This window comes from Legionella steelei (assembly GCF_001468005.1).
Lineage (GTDB): Bacteria > Pseudomonadota > Gammaproteobacteria > Legionellales > Legionellaceae > Legionella > Legionella steelei.
Genome location: NZ_LNYY01000021.1, coordinates 268474 through 288895 on the forward strand (window position 1 = coordinate 268474; position 20422 = coordinate 288895).

Genomic DNA, 20422 nt, shown 5'->3' on the forward strand with positions numbered 1-20422 from the left:
GTTACCCGAAAAAAAATAAACTTGTAATTGGGCTATTAATGATAAATCCCAAGTCATCTCCAGTGGTTAAAGAGAAAACATGGCCATTCTGTGTCCCTGCGAGGATTACGGTTAAATCTGAATTAACAAATAAGGTGTAGGTTATTTGCGATAAAAGAGTCCATATCGGATTTGGATCTGTTAAGCTATTGGTAAAATAGACATATTCAAAATCAATGGTTCCAGGGGGGAATGTGCTATTAGAAGAGGTTTGCCGAGTATTCACATAAAGCTGATTATTTACAGCAAAAACATTTTGGACCGGGACAGGGGTACTTGATTCTGGGCCGTTGATTCTATTCCAGTTACTTCCATTGTTCATTGAATAATAGACATTGCCATCTTCACTTCCTACATAAATTGTAGAAGAGGTCAAGAATATACTATTTATAGCTCCAGTACCTGGATTAGCGGTGGTCAAAACCCAAGTCGCTCCATTGGTGCTTGAGTAATAAACTTTACCCTCTTGAGTTCCAACATAAATTGTTGCGTCAGCCGTAACAAAAACACTATTCACCGATGAACTACCTGGTGCCGTTGTAGGGCTCCAAAAAGCACCGTTATTGGTTGAATAATATACTTTTCCATCTTCGCTTCCAGCATAAAGCGTGGTGGATGTTGCAAATATACTATTTACTGCGTAATTTAAAGAAGGTACAGCCGTGGTAGTCCAAGTTAAACCATTATCAGTAGAAAAATAAATAGAACCACTCTTAGTACCTGCATACGTTGTTCCTACCCGTGTAAAGGTTACTGCTACTGTGTGGTTACTATCGATATTGGATAGTGTAAATGTTGTTCCTCCTTTCTGGGCGGTACCTCCATCCATTAACCATTCATCCACTTGATAACCCGCATTAGGGGTTGCAGTAAACGTCAAATTGTTTCCAGCAATAACAGTTTGCGGTGTATTGGGTGAAATGACTCCATCTGGACCAACACTAGGAGTAATCAAATAATGGGTCACGGGAACTACAGTAATGTTTAAAATGTTCGCTGCATTTGGTTGATAACACTGCAGTGCATTTCCTTGTTCACATACTTGAGGGCCACCTTTAATATTGCTTGGAAGCATGCTTCCATTCACAAGCAAATTTAGAGTACAAGATTGATGAAATGCCAATTTAAAGGGATTCGGGCAATTTCCGATTGAAGTGACCTGGGTAATCCCAACGATAGGTTTCATCGACAGCGTGTGCGCTCTCCTCGATTGATTCGTTACTGTGTATTTAATCGTTGCAGATCCTATTGATGTTATCGAAACCGTTGGTGGATAATTAGGATCCGCCGTCAAAGTCCACACCGGTTTACCTGCGCAGCTTATTGTAAGAAAAAAAAAAGCCATTACAGCGATAAAAAGCTGAGACCAAGAAGCTTTAAATATTTGCATCTTCAAATCCATATACAGACATTCATTGAGCGCTTATCTTAAGTTGGATACTTATCGAAAATCAATAATAAGTGATAATAAAAAGTATTTTTTTCAATAACTTAATAATTTCTAACAAAAATTCCACATTCACTTTTTATCGTATGATCTATGGGGTCGCATCTGGTCTTTTTAGCAGAGCAGATTAAATTATCTTATCAATCCTACTCCTTGCTTTTTATGGATCCGTTGCAAAAACCAAGGATAGTTTATACTTCAATGTAAATTATTAACTGAGATTCCAACGACCATACTACACTTTATCGTTGGGTTCAGCATTACGCTCCTGAATTAAAAAAACGCCTTGATTGGCATAAGAAACGCTACGCCTGTCGCTGGCACCTTGATGCAACCTATATTAAGGTAAAAGGTGAGACTGGTAACACTTAACACTGAATTAGGAGAAAATAAGGTGTTATCTATGAGCTGGAAGGATACTGATGAATACAAGGAAAAATTAAAGTTTATTGGTGATTGGTTGAAGGATGAATTTAGTTTTTCTGATTTAAGCAAGGTTGGGCCATTTTGACCCAACCTTCGCCTGCTTATTAGGCACCGTGAACTGTGTCTAATGAGGTTTAGGTGCCGTATTTAATAAGTTTTCCCAATTTTCAATAAGGTCTTTTAAAGGATGAACATTGGTTTGTTTGTGTCTAACATATAAAGCGGGTTCTTTACCTGCTTTGGCTTCAAGATGTTGTTCCATCGCCTCAAGCATATACGAACCAGATTTAGCAGTTTTCGGATCAATTAATTCACGCGTAAACGGATCTTTAAATTGACCACGTTCTAGCAAGTTTAATGCGGTACCTCTATTATAAACACGATTATTGATTTCTATAGGGTCAGTGAGAGGTTCCATGCTTATAGGATCGGTGCATTCGCTTGGTAAATCATTTCCTAATTTCTCCATTGCTTTTTTAGCACGTTCTTGTAATGCTGTATCGGGTTTAGGCACATGTCCAAAAGGTGTATTTGGTCGTTCTGCGGCGACTCTACCTTGGTCGGGGACTAGTCTCTGTGATGCCCTTGGTGAAGGAGCCCTTTGTACCTCTATAGGTGTTTCTAAATTTCTAAAATGAAAATTTGCTCGATTAACCGCAGCGTTGAAAGAATTTCTATGTGCTGGTATTTCATAGCGATGGTTTAATGCCATTTCTAAGACAAGAATACGGCTTAACTCTTTAAGATGGTTTATTCTCTCTTCTTGATAGGAATTATTATAAAAAGAAATATACGGAGTATGATGTGCTTTGCTTATATTATTCACTTGATGATAGAAAGAAAATAGATCGGCTTGGGTAGTAAAAGGATTAAACCGGACTCTTGGTGGAATCTGCACGATTATTAATAACATTATTTATCCAATTTGATTTTTATTTGTTTATTTTAGCAGTGAAATCTTAAAATATTATTAACATTTGTAAGTAATATTCATTACCTCAAATTATCTGTTGCCGAAGCAGGGAAAACCGGCATGGGAGGATTGAGGATCGATTTATATTTAAAAACACGGCGTTGGCCAACTGTCTCAGATTAATACACATGTTTCCCACTGTGCATTTTAATTCGCCTACAACCCCGGCGTTAAAAGATTTGATTAAGCAGTAGTAGAAGTAGTATTATTGATCCGTGTGATTATACTAAGAACACTTATGTATATTAAAAATAGTATTTGAAGTAGTAGAGTTAGGCGGGGGCCAAACTAAAACCGCAATGCGCAACGAAAAAAGGTATAGTTGATGGACAGAACATCTAATGATCCACTGCACGGCATTACCCTAGAGACTATCTTAAATAGATTGTTGATTTGTTATGGCTGGGAAGGCTTGGCGGAGAGAGTCAAGATTAACTGCTTTTCTTCCAACCCCAGCATCAAATCAAGCCTTAAATTCCTGCGCAAAACACCATGGGCAAGGACTAAAATTGAAACCCTTTTTCGTGATTCCTTAAAAAATAAAGATTGCGACAACTCATCATTATTGGAGTAATAAATATGAAGGATATTTTCATTAATAAAGAACCTGTTGAGCTCTTTAAAATTCTTAAATTTGAAGGTATCGCTTCGAGTGGAGCGGAAGCTAAGGATATGATAGCTGCGGGCACTGTATTGGTAAACGGCATAATAGAAAAACAGAAAAGAAAAAAGATGGTCGCAGGAGATACGATTCAATTGAAAGGAGAGATCTTTCGGCTAAAGTTGGGTACTAATTAACGTTTTTCTACACAGGCTCTAGTAAAAATGGATGAAAATAAGAAGGATTATAGGGCCCCCAACTCTTTAGTTACACAAGTTAAATGTCTGTGCAATTGACTTCTGATATGTATAAATTTGCACTGGGCTTGGTTAAAAAATGAAGCTCTTCAAAGCGAGAATTCGCCGTAAGCAACCTAAGGTTTGTGCTAATATTCAGTACTTGGCTAAAGTGATTGGTCAAATTTAAATGCGTTTACCGTGGCCTGCACTTGTCATAATAGTCTTACACCGATTAAAATAGCACGTTTATAAGGGAAAGTTGCGACTGTACACATAAACATTTCATTTTATTAAATGACTCATATGGCTTGGATTAAACCAGATACATCACAAACCCGGGTTGAAGAAATCGGTAATGCCTCTACTCATGCACTTGGAGCATTCTTAAGTTTCATTGCCCTTGTTTTATTAACGTTATTTGCCGCATATCAAAACAATAGTTTAAAGTTGGTATCTAGTATTGTTTTTGGATGTACTTTGCTCTTGATGTATGTATGTTCTACTGTTTATCACAGTATGACGAACCCTAAAATAAAACATCTATTTCGTATCTTAGATCACGCGTCAATTTATTTACTCATAGCTGGAAGTTATACACCATTTGTGTTGGTCACGATTAACGGCTCTCTAGGATGGACCATATTCACTATTGTTTGGTCTTTAGCTTTTGTTGGGATATTATTCAAGTGGTTCTTTGTCCATAAATTTGACCTACTTTCCACACTAATTTATCTTTTGATGGGATGGATGGCACTCCTCATTATAAAACCTCTTTATCAATTACTGCCACCAGGCGGCTTAACCTATATTGTAGCAGGAGGTTTGAGCTATACCGTTGGGGTCATTTTCTATATTTGGGAGCGATTGAGATTTAGTCACGTGCTCTGGCACTTATTTGTCTTATCAGGAAGTATTTGTCATTTCTTCGCGGTATTTTTTTATGTGGTGCTTGTCTGATACGTTCGATTGAATCGGTACTACTACATCCCCAAAAGATGTAGTAGTAAAATATCTTAAATTTAAAGGGCTGTTATATTCTGTGCTTGAGGGCCTTTAGCACCTTGTGTTACAACGAATTGCACTCGCTGACCTTCTGTAAGAGTTTTACGGAGTAGGAAAGTAGTAGATCCCCGACTGGGATCCTGGTAAATCTGTCGAGGAAGCCATTTTAGATATGCCCCCGAAGATTCAGGCTCGAATGCTCAAATTATTAAAATTAATTGAAGAGCACGGGGCTAATTTAGGTTCTCTCCATACAGCGTCTATGGGTGATGGATTTTTTGAAATTAGAGTTTAAGACCCAGGTAAGCATAGGGCGTTTTCCTTATTGTTATATGGAAGTAAAGTAATTTCGATGATTATTCATAAAAGACATTAAGTCTGATTACTCTGAAAAGCAGACTGAGGCGGTTCTGATTTAGACTTGCCAACCAGTAAAGTATAAAAAATTAAAGTCATGGTTTCGAGCGCTGCGCTATTTCATTATTTATTTTTGGCAGTTTTTAAATTTTCAACAGCTGGCGCTCCTTCAAAGTTGTTTCATCACTATTCAGTGGGCTTTAGCTTTCTAACCGTTGACAATATTCCACAAATACTTGTTTCACTTGCTCTGGATTGTCCATCCATGGGAAATGAGATGCATTTTTTATCTCACGGATACAAATATTTTGCCGTTGAAACGCCCGTGCTTGTGAAAATAGTATTAATGGCGTTAGATGATCCTGATCACCAGAAAAAATTAAGGTTGGTATTTTCTCTGGAATCCATTTTGCCTGATAGGTTCGATCAAAATTGTTTTCTGCCCATAGGTGGCTTTTATAATTAAAAGGTAATGAAGCAAGCATTTCGATTATTTTATCTAAACTTTTGGATGTAGAAACGTAAGGAGCGCAGGCGATGGTAAGCTCTCGTAATAAATCATTTGATGGATTTTTTTCATACATTTCTTGTAATTTTTCAACTTCTTCTAGTGGGTGATTTTTAACGTACTCCATAAAAAAACTTTGCCAGCTTGCATTAGGCGCAGAGTCCATTAATACGAGTCCGAGAAGATTATTTTCCAATTCGGGTGTTGCAAGAGCAAACATGCCACCCGATGAATGAGCCACTAAAATAACGTTATCTAACTCATTAGTGGCTTCGATAAGAGCGTTAGACCAGTTGGAAAAGCTTTTCTCATCATCTTCCGTATTATTTGAGCCGTCTCCAGGCAAGTCTAGATACCAAAGAGTACCGGGAAGGGATAAGATTTCAGTTAAATTATGCAGAGATTCAGACCCTAGGCCGGGGCCACCAGGTAAAAATAGCCAGTTATATTTTGTATTATTATCTCGATGCAATCGATTTAGGCGTGCCTTTGATTTGGTCCAAATTGAATTTTGATTCATACATACACCAGATTCTTTACTTTTGTTATTTCATGAAGGGATGCATATGTTAGCAGAAAATAGACTGAATATGAGCGCCAATAGGGTCTTTAGTTTACAATGGTCGTGCTTATCATTGAAAACCAAAGACTGATTCAAAGTAATTATTTTGGTTGACACATAGCAATCGTATTTTAAAAATACACCCAAAAATAATTATTGGGTTTATTTGAAAACGATAAAGAATTTTATTAGTCTACTCTCTCCATGAAATAAATTGGTTACAGAAAGGAAGCCTATTATGAGCAATCACTTAAAGTTCTACATCGATGGTCAATGGGTCTCTCCTGTTGTTCCAGCTACTCTCGATGTCATTAATCCAGCCACTGAAAAGGCCTACACTCAGATTTCTATAGGCTCTAAGGCTGATGTCGATAAGGCAGTAATTGCAGCTAAAACAGCGTTCACAACGTTCTCCAAAACGTCGCACAATTCTCGTATGGCACTTCTAATGAACATCCTTGAGCTCTACAAAGAACGCTTTGAGGATATAGCAAAAGCAGTTTCCGACGAAATGGGGGCACCCATTGCATTTGCTCGGGATGCACAAGCTTTAGTTGGCCGGGTCCATCTGGAAGCGACTATTACTGCATTTGAGAATTATAAGTTTAGTGAAAAGCGTGGTACAACAACCATTGTCAAGGAACCCATAGGTGTTTGCGCATTAATTACGCCATGGAATTGGCCTCTCAATCAAATAGTCTGTAAAGTTGCCCCAGCCATTGCTGCTGGCTGTACCGTCATCCTAAAACCATCAGAAATTGCACCAATAAGCGGCATCATTTTTGCGGAGATTATGGATGCTGCCGGCGTACCCAAAGGGGTTTTTAACCTAATTAATGGTACTGGACCGGATGTTGGTCAAGTGATGGCCTGCCATCCAGATGTTGATATGGTTTCATTCACCGGTTCAACCCGCGCCGGTATAATCGTTGCTAAGGCCGCCGCAGATACAGTCAAGCGTGTGAGTCAAGAACTAGGTGGTAAATCGGCCAACATTATTTTGCCAGACGCTGATTTTGTAACTGCCGTCACTAAGGGAGTGCAAAATTGTTTCGGAAATAGTGGACAATCCTGCGATGCACCAACTCGTATGCTAGTACCCAAGGAGAGGCATGAAGAAGCATTGAATATTGCAAAAAAAGCAGCCGAAGCTTTTAAGACTGGTGATCCTAAAGACCCTGAATCTGATCTGGGTCCAGTTGTCAGTCAAGTGCAATATGATAAAATCCAGGCACTGATACAGTCTGGACTTGATGAGGGTGCTACCCTTGTCACTGGTGGTTTAGGTCGTCCAGAGCATCTCAATTGTGGTTATTATATCCGTCCAACTGTATTTGGGCACGTTACACCAGAAATGGAAATAGCTCGCGAGGAGATATTCGGACCGGTCCTGTCTATCATGTCTTACGTGGATGAAGAGGATGCAATCCGTATTGCCAATGACACAATCTACGGACTTGCTGCCTATATCCAGTCAGAAAATATAGATCATGCCCGGGCTGTAGCCAGAGAAATGCGTGTCGGTACAGTTTCAATAAACTATCCGGACTGGGACGCCTTCTCATCATTTGGGGGCTATAAGCAGTCTGGTAACGGCCGAGAATACGCTGATTTCGGCATCCATGATTTTCTCGAAATCAAGAGTATAGTTGGCTACAATGATTGAGCTTCTTGCTTCATCCGGTATTCAGCAAGTGTAGGCTGGGCTGAAAAGCCCAGCAATGATCTGATGAATGGATTGATACTTGAATTTATATTATGTTTTCGAGTTAACACTCAATTTTCTAGGTACTGCTCAAGATTGGATGCTGGGCTTTTCAGCCCAGCCTACGTTTACTTATTTCATGTTAAGTTGACTCCAAAATCATTTGCTCTAATTCAATTGGTAAATGAAAGTAGCACTTTTGGTACTGATGCAAATGGTACTGTAAGCCAGTCAGTGAAAACTAATGACTACGAATCACGAGGGTGTAAATGTTAGATCCTATTATCTGTGGAAAATACAGGCATTATAAAAACGAAAAATTATATGAAGTCATTGGCCAAGCGCGTCATAGTGAAACAGATGAAGAGATGATAGTGTACAGGGCACTTTATCATTGTGAACAATTTGGTGATAACCAGCTTTGGGTTCGCCCTATGAAAATGTTTTTTGAGAATGTCATTCATCATGGAAAAAAAGTTCCTCGATTTCAACGAATAGAATAGCCTTAATTTAATCACTTATGTTAGTTAATTGAGTTGCTGAAGATAATAGTATTAAGGCAAAAAACCAACCTATTTTTCGTTTTGACTCATAAAACGATATATAAATTTATTTTTGAGGATTAATAAAGCTTTGTATTTTAATAACACAATACTCTAGAAATGATTCCTTAATTTTAATCTTGGCCGTATCTTCTTTATGACCTTTTAAATTAACTATTTCAATTAGAATTGTGCTTGCATCACCATTGAGAGTCTTTATTGTCTCTTTTGTATCTATACCGTATCTATCAATATCTATTCTTCCATTTGCATGTAAAAGGCAATTGCGGATTTTAGAAATGTTAAGCAAAGCTTTCCAATGTTCACTATCAATACAGTACCCTTGTTCATTAAGTGCTGTTTCAAAGCGTGATATACTTGCATTTTTTTTAATTAATTGTTTTTCACACTGATGGTATAAAGACTCTTCAAGTTCCGCATAAATTTGTAGGAAAGTCGATTCAATCAAAATGTCTAGGCTTTGTTTATAAAAGGCTAAATTACGGATTTCATCCATGTCTAGTTTATTAATATTGTTCTTGGACTCTAAATGAGAGATATCTTTTTTGATTGATTCAGACACTAAGTCGTATATTTTTAACTGATATTCAAAATTAAATATGGTTAGGAATTTAAATTGATCCATAAATGATGATCCAATGTGAACTAGAGGCTGCTCCGTATTTCAAGGGAAGCTCAATTTAATGTTATTGTATTCGCAGTTTCAGCTTTTCAGCAAGCGTAGGCTGGGCTAGAAGCTCTGGGAAGTGATAAACATTTGCGTAGAACAGTAGTTGGTGCAAATAAAGGGAATTATTTTTAGGGAAAATTATGGAAAAATTAAAAAAAGTAACACACTATAACTTAATGAAAGTTGTAACGTTGTTCATCTTAGGCGTTAGTCATTTTTTGCTCTCATCAGGAGCCATGCAGCGGATTCAGGAAAAATGAAGATTGATGATATCAATATGTATTATGAAGTACATGGCAAAGGTACTCCAATTATTTTAATTGCTGGTTTTACTTGTGATCATACTTTTTGGGCTGGAGTTCTCAATCAATTAGCAGCAAACCATCAGGTTCTAACATTTGATAACCGTGGTATAGGTCAAACAGATAGTCCAAATACTCCTTATTCAATCGAAATGATGGCAGATGATGTCATGCGATTGAGTAAAAAGTTAGGGCTTCAAGATCCAATTATCATCGGTCAATCGATGGGGAGTGCCATTGCTCAAAATATTGGAAAAAGATACCCTGATCAAATTCAAAAAATTGTGCTGATCAACACGTTTGCTTACCTAACCAAAGCCCCAGAAATGGCTTTTGAATTAACGGGTGAATTACAACGCATGAATTTACCTCTTCGTTATCGAGTGCAATCGATTGCACCATGGGTATTTTCAAGCGATTTTCTCTCGCAACCAAATCAATTGGAAACACTAATCAGATTAGCTGAACAGAACCCTTATCCACAATCACTCATTGGATATGAACGCCAATTAAATGCATTAAAAGAGTTTAATTCAGGGGACTGGTTAAGCGAAATCAAAACTCCAGCATTAGTTATTGCAGGTGAAGAGGACATGATTGCTCCATTGGCTGGTGCTAAGGAAGTGCAAAAAAAGATCGGTAATAATACTCAACTTGATGTTATACCTGGTGGGCATGCAAGCCCCGTAGAACAACCTCAAAAAGTAGCGGATGCGATTTTAAAATTTATTGATTAGCGACCTACGCTTGCTAACTTACTTTCTTCATTATTTTCGGCTTATAAAAGTTAAATTTAAAGGGATAAATTTATACCAAATTACATTTGTAAATATGTCGGCTAGGAATATTCGAATTTAAGTTGCATGATGGAAATGATCTATACTTTACGTATTCATACGGATATTTTAAGGGATTAAATTATGTATAAATTAATTCTAAGTTTTTACATAGCAATATTAAGCACCAATGTAATAGCTGGAACCTACGATGAGCAAATTCAACAAGCAATGAAGGAATGCGACATTGAGAGAAATATGACTCAGTCATCGTTTCATGACAACGGTTCTGCTTGTGAACGGGTACAACAATTAATTGAACTACAGAAGTCAGAAAACAATCAAAATCAAAATTTGAATGTTCATATAGAAAATAATAATGAATAGCAAGCGTAGGCTGGGCTGAAAAGCCCAGCAAATGATCTGATGAATAGATTGATACTTGAATTTATATTATGTTTTCGAGTTAATACTCAATTTTCCAGGTACTGCTCAAGATTGGATGCTGGGCTTTTCAGCCCAGCCTACGTTTGTTGAGAGCAAACAGGTTACCTTGCTAAATGACGCTCATCAATTTTAAGTAAAGCAAGTAGGGCCACGAACATCATTGTGAACACTGTAATTAGAGCCATCGATCCATAAATTTTTAAATGAGTTGAGGTGCCAAGGGGATCAACTAATTGTGTTAAACCTTGTATGCCATAAATAGCGACCGCTTCTCTCCAAAAATTTCTAGAAGAAAAAACACTCTGTTTGCGTATGGCCATTACATCATGTTTGGCAATATAAACTGCAAAAATTTGATAGATAATATAAACCACCAAGAACCAACCGAAATAATTTTGCAATGGCACACCGAAATACAATCCTCCATCTTTCCATACCCATAATGAATAGACTGTTGATGAAAGAGGATCCATGCATATATCCCACATCACCATAATAAAAGCAGCGATCAACGGCACAAAAAATATTTGCTTCCCAGTTAGTTGGGTAGCATATTGTCCCAGAAGTATATGAGCTAAAATCCACGAGGCGTAACCCGTTCCAAAATAAGCAAACATAATAATGATAGGCACCTCAAATAGCCGTGGCCCAGCTAATTTATCATAATAATAATGCCCAAAAGGAAATCCTGTCTGAATGCTTAATGCTTCAAAAAAATGACTGACCAACCAAGTTATTATAAAAAATATAATTAAATTTTTTATTCCATACCGCTCCGTACCATGTAGGGACGCTGAAATAAAAATAGTAAAGACAAGAATAATGGGTAAAACAAGCTCTGCGACCGGGCCATGCCAAGCAGCAGAAAAAAGAGTTGCCAGAAGATAAATAGTAATCACTGTCCATCTAATTATACTGGATCTATTTTTCGTTTCTTCATTTTTAGTCATGTAAAGCGTCCTTGCTCGTATGCAATTTAAATAACTTACACTATAAGTTACTCAATAGATAAAACCAATGCTTGACTAAACTGTTCTCAACAATGATGGGTTTGTGAACTCTCTTGAAAGATAGGATTTCTTCTTCATTTTAAGGAGCTAATCCCGTTTGCAAGCAAAAGGGCTACCTTGATGTAGAGCCTAGTTTCTACTTATTTGTTTCGGTTTTCTAAGAGATTCAAGATGAGAGCGCTGCACTCCGGGAATCCAGAAGCGCTACAATTTATTGGTAAAAACATCGTCATTACTATTGGCTTACAAAAAGGGGGCAATACCAGCCTACTAAATTACTTGATGAGATGATTCAAGCGATGCAAGCCAAAAAACAAGTGACCATTTTGGAATCTGGGCAGCATGGCTATTTTGGCTGTATGGATGGTTACCGACTGGTTAAACTTTTTGATGTAGGCAAGAATATTACTTATCCGTATGTCGCGAGTGGTCCATACGATTCAGCAACCATTTTATATCCACGGAATTGTCGGGCCAAGGCCCGACCTTGTCTTAGGAAGGACACAGTACTAGTCCTTGCTTCATCTGTTTTAAACCTTGTGCCACTTTTTCTTTGCTTAACGCGTAACAAAGACGTAATACATGTTTTCCTTGATCTGGATTTAAATAAAAAGAGCGACCAGGAACCACTGCAACTTTTGCACGTTCAAGTAACAGACGCGTCATGGTTGCATCGTCTTTAATACCCATGCGTGAAAAATCAGCCATAATATAATAAGCCCCCTGGGGAACTGTCACTTCAAAACCAATGTCACGTAACTCATGAACTGTCTGATCACGTTTTTCCAAATAGGTTTGACACATGGTTTGGTAATAATTTTCTTGTAATTTGAATGCATCGATCGCCGCATGTTGTAGCGGGGTTGCAGGACACACATACAATAAATCTTGAATCAAAGCCATTTTTGCGATGACATGTGCAGGGCCACTGGCATAACCTAAACGCCATCCTGTCATATTATATGTTTTTGAGCATCCTGAAATCGTAATGGTGCGTTCTTTAAAATCTTTTAAACTAGCAAACGACACATGTTGATAACCCGGGTAAATAATATATTCATATATTTCATCAGTGATAACTGCTAAATTATGTTGTTCAGCAATTTCGCCAATCGCTAATAATTCTTGCTCAGAAAAAACTTTGCCACAAGGATTACACGGTGTACAAATGATAATGGCGCGGGTTTTTGGAGTAATCGCTTTTTTAAGATCATCAATTTGAATGCTTAAATCATGTAAATTAATAGGAACCGCTTTAACCTTCACTTGATACAGCTCCAAAATATTTTTGTGGTAGCCATAAAAAGGTTCAAACAAAATCACTTCATCACCTGGATTAAACAAAGACATCGTTGCACAAATAAATGCGCCAGTAGAACCGTGGGTTACCAGGACTTCTGTTTCGGCATGAACCGGAATTTTATTAAACGTTTGAATTTTATTGGCAATAACATGGCGTAAATTGAGTACCCCTTCACAAGCAGAATACACATTTTTTTCTTGTTCAATCGCACGTATCGCAGCTTGTTTGATTACCTCTGGTGTAGGTAAATCACAAATACCCTGACCTAAATTAATGCCGCCAATTTTTTCACACTCCGTGCTTGCTGCACGAATTCCAGATTGACATAAGGTTTCACTCACTTGACTTGTTTTTAGCATATTGTTAGTTCCTTTTGAGGGGGACGGTCCGGGGCCGCCCCCGTTAATCTTTTAAGATTATCTAAATTGTGCGGTGAATGAGCCTGTACCAAATGCACTTCTCGCCATGTCCTCATCACTAATGCTTACATCTTGTTTCATCGTTTTGGCTTCAAATAAAGTGAGCAATGTTCTTGCGTTGACATCAAATGGGTTATTATCGTTTTGAACCACATAATCAAATGCTTTATTCTTTGGATGGAGTTCGATAATTTTCTTAACTACAGCTACAGAATAATGCTCAGGATCAGCTCCATGCTTAATTAAGGCGTCAATTAGTCTTGAGTCACCACCACGTAATAAGAAGTAGGCAATAGGATTAACTGCGCAATACACTGGCATACCTGAATAGGTTGTAAGGTAATGGGTACTATTGAAATCAACATGATGTTTTTTTAATAGTTCTAGACTATTTAGTGTATTTCGGTGAGCATAACTTTGATGGACAGCCGTAAATACAGAGGACCAACCTTTCAATGTTGTAATTGATGATGCTAAAGTTGCAGAGCCATCCAGCATTCGTTTTAAACTATATGTATTTCCTGTAAGCAATGACTTTTGAAATATTCCATAACTTCTAGAGAAACCAGTATGCTCTTTTATGATTTTTGCTGCTGCTTTAAAATGTTGCGATTGAGCAAAAGAAAGCGGGGTTCTATTTTGGAAGCTGGTATTTTGCGTATTAGCCCCATTATTAAGAAGACATTGAACAACAGCTACCGCGTCCAACGAATCACGGTTAGAACGGGACAATTGATTATTTATTGCATGATGCAATGGTAGTTTTCTCATGTGATCAGGTTTATTCGGATTGGCGCCCAGATCCACTAGTCTTTGGACTATTCCAACATCTTTACCGTACTCACAAGCTAGACCAAGCATGCTATATCCATTGTGATCAAAAGCGTTAGCAGCCATATGCACTAATTTAGGAGAATATTTTTCTGGTTGAAATGACATCAATAGCTCTGGCCAACTCTCTTTACTGTGGTGAGGGAAAAAAGACATAATTTCATTTAATTGTTCGATTTGTTCTTTTGAAAGCGGCTCGTGGCTGTCGATATAATTTTTTGAATTATTAAAATAATAACGCTTCATGATAAGTCCCTGTTCTTGTTTTTATTAGTCTGAAGTCATTATATACATGATTTTTGCGGTTTTTTGTAGGTTGGATTTATCCGATGAGGAATCAATGTAGTCGCGCTACATTTGTCTTGCAGGTAATTTTTATATTTGATTAAGAACAAGACCCGACCTACGTAATCTCGTTTGCATGCACACGGGCTATCTCAATCATGACGATGAATCAATTAGATTTTGTTAATAAAGTTTTACGATTGCACAAAAAATAGTAAAATAAGGTCACATTAAAGAGATCAGAATTAAATTGATGAATAACACGGCTTTAAAGCAAATCCTCCCGACGATTCATACTTTCGAAGACTATGAACAACTTAAACAGCAAATTGAAAATGATTTGGTGAGAGCGATTATTCATAAGCACCAATTACCCGAAGAATCATTAGTACTTTTCTCTGAAGGGACCAATATCGTCTTTGCATATGGAGAGAGAAAGGTCATTAAAATTTTTCCGCCATTTCATCAAAGCCAATTTGAAAGTGAGCGCTTAGTATTAAAGCATGTGGATGGAAAGCTTTCGATAAAAACGCCTGTACTTGAGTATGAGGGAGAACTATTTGGTTGGCCTTATCTTATCATCAGCAAACTTGATGGAACACTGCTAGAGACCCTTTGGGAAAACATGGCCCACAGTAATAAAATGGTCATTCTTCGTGAATTAGGGACACTTATTCGTGAAGTGCATGCTTTGCCGACTGAGGGGCTTGAGGCTATTGATTGTTATTGGCCGCAATTTCTTGAGAAACAAATAGCGCGTTGCGTAGCGCACCATCAAAAGAAAGGACTGCCAACGACTTTGTTGCAAGAATTGCCTATTTACCTTGAGTCACTCAAAGAAGTATTACCGAAGATAAAAAAACCAGTGATTTTAACTGGAGAATATACGCCGATGAACTTTTTAGTGAAGCAAGCAGATGGCGTTTGGCATATCAGTGGTTTGATTGATTTTGGCGATGCAATGCTTGGTTTGCCACAGTATGATTTGCTTGGCCCAGGTGCTTTTCTGATACAAGGTGACAAGCAATTACTGCGCACATTTTTAGAGGCTTATGGTTATTTGCCATATGAGTTGACAAATAGCTTGAGTTATCAATTGATGGCGTTAATGCTGCTCCATCAATATAGCAATTTGAACATTCAGGTAAGAATTGCAAATTGGCAGGATAAAGTTAGAAACTTGCAAGATTTAGAAAATTTAGTGTGGGGTTTTTACTAGCAGACGCAGCCATTTGCAAGCCAAGGGCTACCTTGTTCAGTTTGTTTTGATCAATAAAAGGCTTGAGAGGTCATATATTGTGCTATGATGGCGCCTTACTCATTATGGGAAATATAAAATGCCAAGAGGTTTGACTGTTTTTGCAGCCAGTGCTGCGGTTAGCTATTCCGAAGATGAATTAAAAAGCATTGCTAAATGGTTTGAAACGGCAATGATTGATGACCAACATCAAAAAATAATACCATTAAGTGTGCATCTATATAAAAAAGGTTCAAATTATTCTCTTGAGTTAATCTCGGACGAGACATCAAGTTTGAAAGAGCTATTCAAATATTACATTGAAAGGAAAGGGGTAGATGTTTCCAAGTGTCTGAGAACTATAAATAAAGAGAAGGACACTTATACTATTAGATTAACGCTAAGTGCAGTTGACACCCTTCACTCAAATATAAACAAGCAGCAAGATAAAGCTGACCAAAAAGCACCACATTAGCATGAGTAGCCTGTTTGCGTGTAAACAGGATTTCTGGAGCTAATAATTTATTTGCAAACAAGTATCTGCGGGCGCGAGAAAAGTGCCCCTATCGAACACTCTAGCGCTCAAGCAAATTTTACTGACTTTCTACAGGCTTCTCACGCAAAAAATATCATGCTTTACTATGTTAACTATTAATATGAACTGTTGAGAATAAGAATGGTAAAGATACTCATGTACTTAGGCCTGGTTTTAAGCAGTAATTTACTTATTGCTCAACCGGGGGTGCAATCTGGTGCTAATAACGTAATCTCTTGTGGTAGCATGAATGAGATAGAGCGTGTAGGGAAACAAATAAAAGAATTCTTACAACGCGAGTTTTGTGAAACAACCATTGACCCCAAAAAACTTGCTCCTATCAGTCAAAATGTTCTGCAAAAAATTATGACTACATCATTTCTTGGAGTAGCCCCGCCCCAAAATTGGCAGCAACTAACCGATGATATGATAAACAACTGCCTCAAAAATAATAACCTATGTAAAAAGGAAGCACGGAAGGAATTCGAAGCCTGCATGAAACAGAGAGTTCCTTTTATCTTGCTCCAATTTGGACCTTGGGTTGCTGAAAATTGTTCGCAGCTGAATAAATCATTAATTCAGAAATGGTCAGATAAAAAAGCCATTCTCAAAAAGATAATTGATGAAAGCAAAGTGGATAATAATGTAGGTTTACCATAAAATTTATCAGCAAGCTAACGATGGCGCTATTCATTGTCAAAGGCAATAAGGATAGGGCAGGGTTGCGAATCTGCTTTATTGCATTCTTTTACCAAGCGATGGAGTGACTTTCGTGCCTCTATGAGTTCCTCAATTTGTCGATCTAGTTTGCTAATACGTTTTTGCGCGATGTCTCTTACATGCTCGCGATCATTTTTGGCATCAAAATCTAATAGTTCTTTTATTTCCTTAAGCGTGAAGCCTGCTTTTTTTGCTGCAAGAATAAAGCGTAAACGACGGATATCATGCTCCCCATAACGTCTAATTTTTACTGAGCTGAATTCTTTGCCAAGAGGGGGGATATTAAGAATCCCTTGGCGTTGATAAAAGCGAATCGTTTCTACACCAACCCCGCATGATTTAGCAAATTCACTAATTGTTTTATGATTCATGATTTGACTCCGTACTATAGTACATACCTTATAGTATTTATAGACTATAGAGCAATGGAGTATTCAAATGAGCAGTTCAACAGTTAAAAAAGCAACCCTTTATCGCATGGTCATGTCAAAACATGTGTGTCCATACGGTCTCAAAGCAAAAAGTTTTTTGCAACGTCAAGGCTATATTGTTGAAGATAAGTGGCTCGTTACCCGTGAGCAAGTGGATGCTTTTAAAGCAGAACATCAGGTGAAAACAACCCCACAAACTTTTATCAACGCAAAGCGAGTCGGTGGTTATGATGATTTACGTCACTATTTTGGAAAAAAAATTCGTGATTGTAAGGGCAAAAGTTATCGCCCAGTAATCGCTCTATTTGCAATAACCGCACTTATGGCAGGTGCCACAAGCTACGCATTCACTCATACGGCGTTTACAACACGGACTTTAAGTTGGTTTATTTCCTTTAGTATGGTTGTGCTTGCACTGTTGAAGCTACTGGATGTCGAAAAATTTTCAACTATGTTTTTAAATTATGACCTCCTGGCCCAACGCTGGGTTCCCTACAGCTATATTTATCCTTTTGCAGAAGCATTAGCTGGGATCTTAATGATTGCAGGAGCCTTGAGTTGGATTTCAATTCCGCTTGCGTTGTTTATAGGTACAATAGGTGCCATTTCTGTATTTAAAGCAGTTTATATTGATAAGCGAGAATTAAAATGTGCTTGTGTTGGGGGTGACAGTAATGTCCCATTGGGATTTATTTCACTCATGGAGAACTTAATGATGATGGGAATGGCTCTGGTAATGTGGATTATGTAATAAAAATGTGTGGTCATTGTCTTGAATTAAAAGCAAAATAATCAAAAAAAAAAATTAATATAACAAAATTATGCTGCAAATCTGGATAAAATAGTGTACAATATGTGACAAAATTTTATCCAATTTAATTTTATCTAAGAGTGCTATGACTGATTTAAACCTTTACAGAAACATTGGTATCTTCGCCCACGTAGATGCAGGAAAAACCACCACTACCGAGCGTATTCTTAAGCTTACTGGTAGAATTCACAAAATAGGTGAGGTTCACGATGGTGAATCAACAACCGATTTCATGGAGCAGGAAGCGGAGCGTGGTATTACTATTCAGTCCGCAGCAGTAAGTTGCTCTTGGAAAGGTACTCGTTTCAACGTTATCGATACCCCAGGACACGTGGACTTCACTGTTGAAGTATATCGTTCACTGAAAGTACTCGATGGCGGTATCGGGGTATTCTGTGGTTCTGGCGGTGTTGAGCCTCAGTCAGAAACTAACTGGCGCTATGCGAACAATTCAAAAGTATCTCGTTTGATTTTCGTAAACAAACTAGATCGTATTGGCGCGAACTTCTTGAAAGTGACCGAGCAAATTAAAAAGGTATTGGGTGCTAATCCTTTAATTATGACTTTGCCAATTGGTTTTGAAGACACCTTCGTAGGTGTTGTCGATGTATTAACCCGTCAAGCGTATGTTTGGGATGAATCTGGCCAGCCAGAAAATTACAAAGTTACTGATGTTCCAGCGGATATGCATGACGATGTTGAAATGTATCGCGCGCAATTAATTGAAACGGCGCTTGAAATGGATGATGAGTTGTTGATGGCTTATCTAGAAGGTGAAGAGCCTTCAATTGAAGAAATTAAGCGTTGTATCCGTAAAGGTACGCTTGAATTAGCCTTCTTCCCAACTTATTGTGGTTCGGCATTTAAGAACAAAGGGATGCAGCTGTTACTTGATGCGGTTGTTGACTATTTACCAGCTCCTCATGAAGTGAACCCACAACCTTTGACTAATGCTGAAGGTGAGCCAAATGGCCAATTCGCTATCGTTTCTCCTGACGAACCATTCCGTGCCTTGGCATTCAAAATTATGGATGACCGTTTCGGTGCGCTTACGTTCGTACGTGTCTATTCAGGAAGACTAAATAAAGGCGATACTATTCTTAACTCCTTTACTGGTAAAACAGAGCGTGTCGGCCGTATGGTTGAGATGCAGGCGAATGAGCGTAATGAGTTGCAAAGTGCTGAAGCAGGCGACATTATTGCGATTGTAGGTATGAAAAACGTTCGCACCGGTCATACTCTTTGCGATCCAAATCACGAATGTACACTTGAAGCGATGGTCTTCCCTGAGCCAGTTATCTCTATTGCGGTTACGCCAAAAGATAAAGGCGCTACCGAAAAAATGAGTATTGCTATAGGTAAGATGGTTGCAGAAGATCCAACGTTTAGAGTTGAAACGGATCAAGATTCAGGTGAAACCATTCTGCGTGGTATGGGTGAATTACATCTTGATATTAAAGTGGATATTCTGAAGCGTACATACGATGTTGAGTTAATCGTAGGTCAGCCACAGGTTGCTTATCGTGAAACCATCACTAAATCGATTCAAGACAGCTATACACACAAGAAACAATCAGGTGGTGCAGGTCAATACGGTAAGATTGATTACACGATTTCTCCAGGAGAGCCAAACACTGGATTCACGTTCATCACTTCTGTTGTGGGCGGAAATGTTCCTAAAGAATTCTTCCCAGCAATTGAGAAAGGGTTCCGTTCAATGATGGATACCGGTACGTTGGCAGGTTTCCCTGTATTGGATGTTGTTGTTAACCTTACTGACGGTGCTTACCATGCCGTTGACTCTTCAGCAATAGCGTTTGAAATTGCAGCAAAAAGTGCATTCCGTCAATCGATTCCAAAAGCTGCGCCGCAATTGCTTGAGCCAATCATGAAAGTTGACGTGTACAGTACTGAAGAAGATGTAGGTAATGTGATTGGTGACTTGAACCGTCGTCGTGGTATGATTTCAGGTCAGGAGCCAAGTGCTGCTGGCGTTCGTATTAAAGCCGATGTTCCTCTTTCAGAGATGTTTGGTTACATCAGTACTTTACGTACCCTTACTTCTGGTCGTGGTCAATTCTCAATGGAATTCTCTCACTACGCTCCTTGTCCAAACAACGTAGCTGAAGCAGTAATTGCCAAAGAAAAAGAGAAGAAAGCCGCAGCTACTGCGTAATTAAATTAGTAACTTTTAAAAAAGCTCTATCAGTTTGTTCTGATGGA

21 protein-coding genes and 2 pseudogenes are annotated in these 20422 nt (G+C 38.2%); 14 read left to right on the forward strand and 9 right to left on the reverse strand.

Features of this window, described 5'->3' with window-relative positions; all coding sequences use genetic code 11:
- Position 1: 1 nt before the first annotated feature.
- Complete coding sequence (locus tag Lste_RS15875) at positions 2 to 1429, reverse strand: DUF6242 domain-containing protein (protein WP_058511966.1); 1428 nt, start codon at positions 1427 to 1429, stop codon at positions 2 to 4.
- A gap of 285 nt (positions 1430 to 1714) precedes the next feature.
- Between Lste_RS15875 and Lste_RS19675 the strand changes: the two are divergent.
- A pseudogene (locus Lste_RS19675) lies at positions 1715 to 1843 on the forward strand (IS6 family transposase); the annotation flags it as partial.
- A 193-nt stretch (positions 1844 to 2036) separates the two neighbouring features.
- Here Lste_RS19675 and Lste_RS15880 read toward each other — a convergent pair.
- Positions 2037 to 2825, reverse strand: a complete 789-nt coding sequence (locus Lste_RS15880) for an RING finger protein (RefSeq protein ID WP_058511967.1) — start codon at positions 2823 to 2825, stop codon at positions 2037 to 2039.
- Between the two features lie 385 nt (positions 2826 to 3210).
- Between Lste_RS15880 and Lste_RS15885 the strand changes: the two genes are divergently transcribed.
- The 3 genes from Lste_RS15885 (at position 3211) to trhA (ending at position 4682) form a co-directional block, all read left to right on the forward strand.
- Positions 3211 to 3459: a VF530 family protein gene (locus Lste_RS15885; RefSeq protein ID WP_058511968.1), complete on the forward strand. Its 249-nt coding sequence runs from the start codon at positions 3211 to 3213 to the stop codon at positions 3457 to 3459.
- 5 nt (positions 3460 to 3464) lie between these two features.
- Positions 3465 to 3683 carry an RNA-binding S4 domain-containing protein gene (locus tag Lste_RS15890; RefSeq protein WP_058511969.1) on the forward strand — a complete coding sequence of 73 codons (219 nt, stop codon included), beginning with the start codon at positions 3465 to 3467 and terminating at the stop codon, positions 3681 to 3683.
- Between the two features lie 345 nt (positions 3684 to 4028).
- Positions 4029 to 4682 carry a PAQR family membrane homeostasis protein TrhA gene (gene trhA / locus Lste_RS15895; RefSeq protein WP_058511970.1) on the forward strand — a complete coding sequence of 218 codons (654 nt, stop codon included), beginning with the start codon at positions 4029 to 4031 and terminating at the stop codon, positions 4680 to 4682.
- 62 nt (positions 4683 to 4744) lie between these two features.
- Here the strand turns inward: trhA and Lste_RS18980 are convergent.
- Positions 4745 to 4831 (reverse strand): annotated as a pseudogene (locus Lste_RS18980) (cold shock domain-containing protein); the annotation flags it as partial.
- Between the two features lie 92 nt (positions 4832 to 4923).
- On the opposite strand from Lste_RS18980, the gene Lste_RS19680 reads away from it, so the two are divergent.
- A complete protein-coding gene (locus tag Lste_RS19680; protein ID WP_237760534.1) occupies positions 4924 to 5022 on the forward strand; it encodes a type II toxin-antitoxin system RelE/ParE family toxin in 99 nt (32 codons plus the stop codon).
- A gap of 262 nt (positions 5023 to 5284) precedes the next feature.
- On the opposite strand, the gene Lste_RS15900 is transcribed toward Lste_RS19680, so the two are convergent.
- Positions 5285 to 6112: an alpha/beta fold hydrolase gene (locus Lste_RS15900; protein WP_058511971.1), complete on the reverse strand. Its 828-nt coding sequence runs from the start codon at positions 6110 to 6112 to the stop codon at positions 5285 to 5287.
- 280 nt (positions 6113 to 6392) lie between these two features.
- Here Lste_RS15900 and Lste_RS15905 point away from each other — a divergent pair, with 280 nt between their 5' ends.
- Both Lste_RS15905 and Lste_RS15910 read left to right on the forward strand, forming a co-directional pair.
- Positions 6393 to 7820 carry an aldehyde dehydrogenase family protein gene (locus Lste_RS15905; RefSeq protein ID WP_058511972.1) on the forward strand — a complete coding sequence of 476 codons (1428 nt, stop codon included), beginning with the start codon at positions 6393 to 6395 and terminating at the stop codon, positions 7818 to 7820.
- A gap of 308 nt (positions 7821 to 8128) precedes the next feature.
- Entirely contained in the window at positions 8129 to 8362 is a 234-nt protein-coding gene (locus tag Lste_RS15910) for a DUF1653 domain-containing protein (RefSeq protein WP_058511973.1), read from the forward strand.
- Positions 8363 to 8468: 106 nt separating this feature from the next.
- Here Lste_RS15910 and Lste_RS15915 read toward each other — a convergent pair whose 3' ends face one another.
- On the reverse strand, positions 8469 to 9047 hold the full coding sequence (locus Lste_RS15915) for a hypothetical protein (protein WP_058511974.1): 579 nt from the start codon (positions 9045 to 9047) through the stop codon (positions 8469 to 8471).
- 301 nt (positions 9048 to 9348) lie between these two features.
- On the opposite strand from Lste_RS15915, the gene Lste_RS15920 reads away from it, so the two are divergent.
- Together Lste_RS15920 and Lste_RS15925 are read left to right on the forward strand one after the other, a co-directional pair.
- A complete protein-coding gene (locus Lste_RS15920) occupies positions 9349 to 10131 on the forward strand; it encodes an alpha/beta fold hydrolase (RefSeq protein ID WP_058511975.1) in 783 nt (260 codons plus the stop codon).
- Between the two features lie 183 nt (positions 10132 to 10314).
- The gene (locus tag Lste_RS15925; protein ID WP_058511976.1) at positions 10315 to 10557 is read left to right on the forward strand and encodes a hypothetical protein; all 243 of its coding nucleotides are present in this window, start codon (positions 10315 to 10317) and stop codon (positions 10555 to 10557) included.
- Positions 10558 to 10718: 161 nt separating this feature from the next.
- On the opposite strand, the gene Lste_RS15930 is transcribed toward Lste_RS15925, so the two are convergent.
- The 3 genes from Lste_RS15930 to Lste_RS15940 all read right to left on the reverse strand — a co-directional run bounded on the left by Lste_RS15930 (position 10719) and on the right by Lste_RS15940 (position 14426).
- On the reverse strand, positions 10719 to 11567 hold the full coding sequence (locus tag Lste_RS15930) for a carotenoid biosynthesis protein (protein WP_058511977.1): 849 nt from the start codon (positions 11565 to 11567) through the stop codon (positions 10719 to 10721).
- A 552-nt stretch (positions 11568 to 12119) separates the two neighbouring features.
- The gene (locus tag Lste_RS15935; protein WP_058511978.1) at positions 12120 to 13289 is read right to left on the reverse strand and encodes a pyridoxal phosphate-dependent aminotransferase; all 1170 of its coding nucleotides are present in this window, start codon (positions 13287 to 13289) and stop codon (positions 12120 to 12122) included.
- A gap of 57 nt (positions 13290 to 13346) precedes the next feature.
- Entirely contained in the window at positions 13347 to 14426 is a 1080-nt protein-coding gene (locus tag Lste_RS15940) for an ankyrin repeat domain-containing protein (protein WP_058511979.1), read from the reverse strand.
- 292 nt (positions 14427 to 14718) lie between these two features.
- Between Lste_RS15940 and Lste_RS15945 the strand changes: the two genes are divergently transcribed.
- From Lste_RS15945 to Lste_RS15955, 3 genes are all read left to right on the forward strand, one after another.
- Positions 14719 to 15684 carry a phosphotransferase family protein gene (locus Lste_RS15945; RefSeq protein WP_058511980.1) on the forward strand — a complete coding sequence of 322 codons (966 nt, stop codon included), beginning with the start codon at positions 14719 to 14721 and terminating at the stop codon, positions 15682 to 15684.
- Positions 15685 to 15802: 118 nt separating this feature from the next.
- Positions 15803 to 16177, forward strand: a complete 375-nt coding sequence (locus Lste_RS15950; protein WP_058511981.1) for a hypothetical protein — start codon at positions 15803 to 15805, stop codon at positions 16175 to 16177.
- A gap of 201 nt (positions 16178 to 16378) precedes the next feature.
- A complete protein-coding gene (locus Lste_RS15955) occupies positions 16379 to 16897 on the forward strand; it encodes a hypothetical protein (RefSeq protein WP_058511982.1) in 519 nt (172 codons plus the stop codon).
- A gap of 26 nt (positions 16898 to 16923) precedes the next feature.
- On the opposite strand, the gene Lste_RS15960 is transcribed toward Lste_RS15955, so the two are convergent.
- Positions 16924 to 17328 (reverse strand): MerR family transcriptional regulator, encoded by a 405-nt coding sequence (locus Lste_RS15960; protein ID WP_058511983.1) that lies wholly within the window; start codon positions 17326 to 17328, stop codon positions 16924 to 16926.
- A 67-nt stretch (positions 17329 to 17395) separates the two neighbouring features.
- Here Lste_RS15960 and Lste_RS15965 point away from each other — a divergent pair, with 67 nt between their 5' ends.
- On the forward strand, positions 17396 to 18139 hold the full coding sequence (locus Lste_RS15965) for a glutaredoxin family protein (RefSeq protein ID WP_058511984.1): 744 nt from the start codon (positions 17396 to 17398) through the stop codon (positions 18137 to 18139).
- A gap of 145 nt (positions 18140 to 18284) precedes the next feature.
- Positions 18285 to 20375, forward strand: a complete 2091-nt coding sequence (fusA, locus tag Lste_RS15970) for an elongation factor G (RefSeq protein WP_058511985.1) — start codon at positions 18285 to 18287, stop codon at positions 20373 to 20375.
- Positions 20376 to 20422 lie beyond the last annotated feature (47 nt).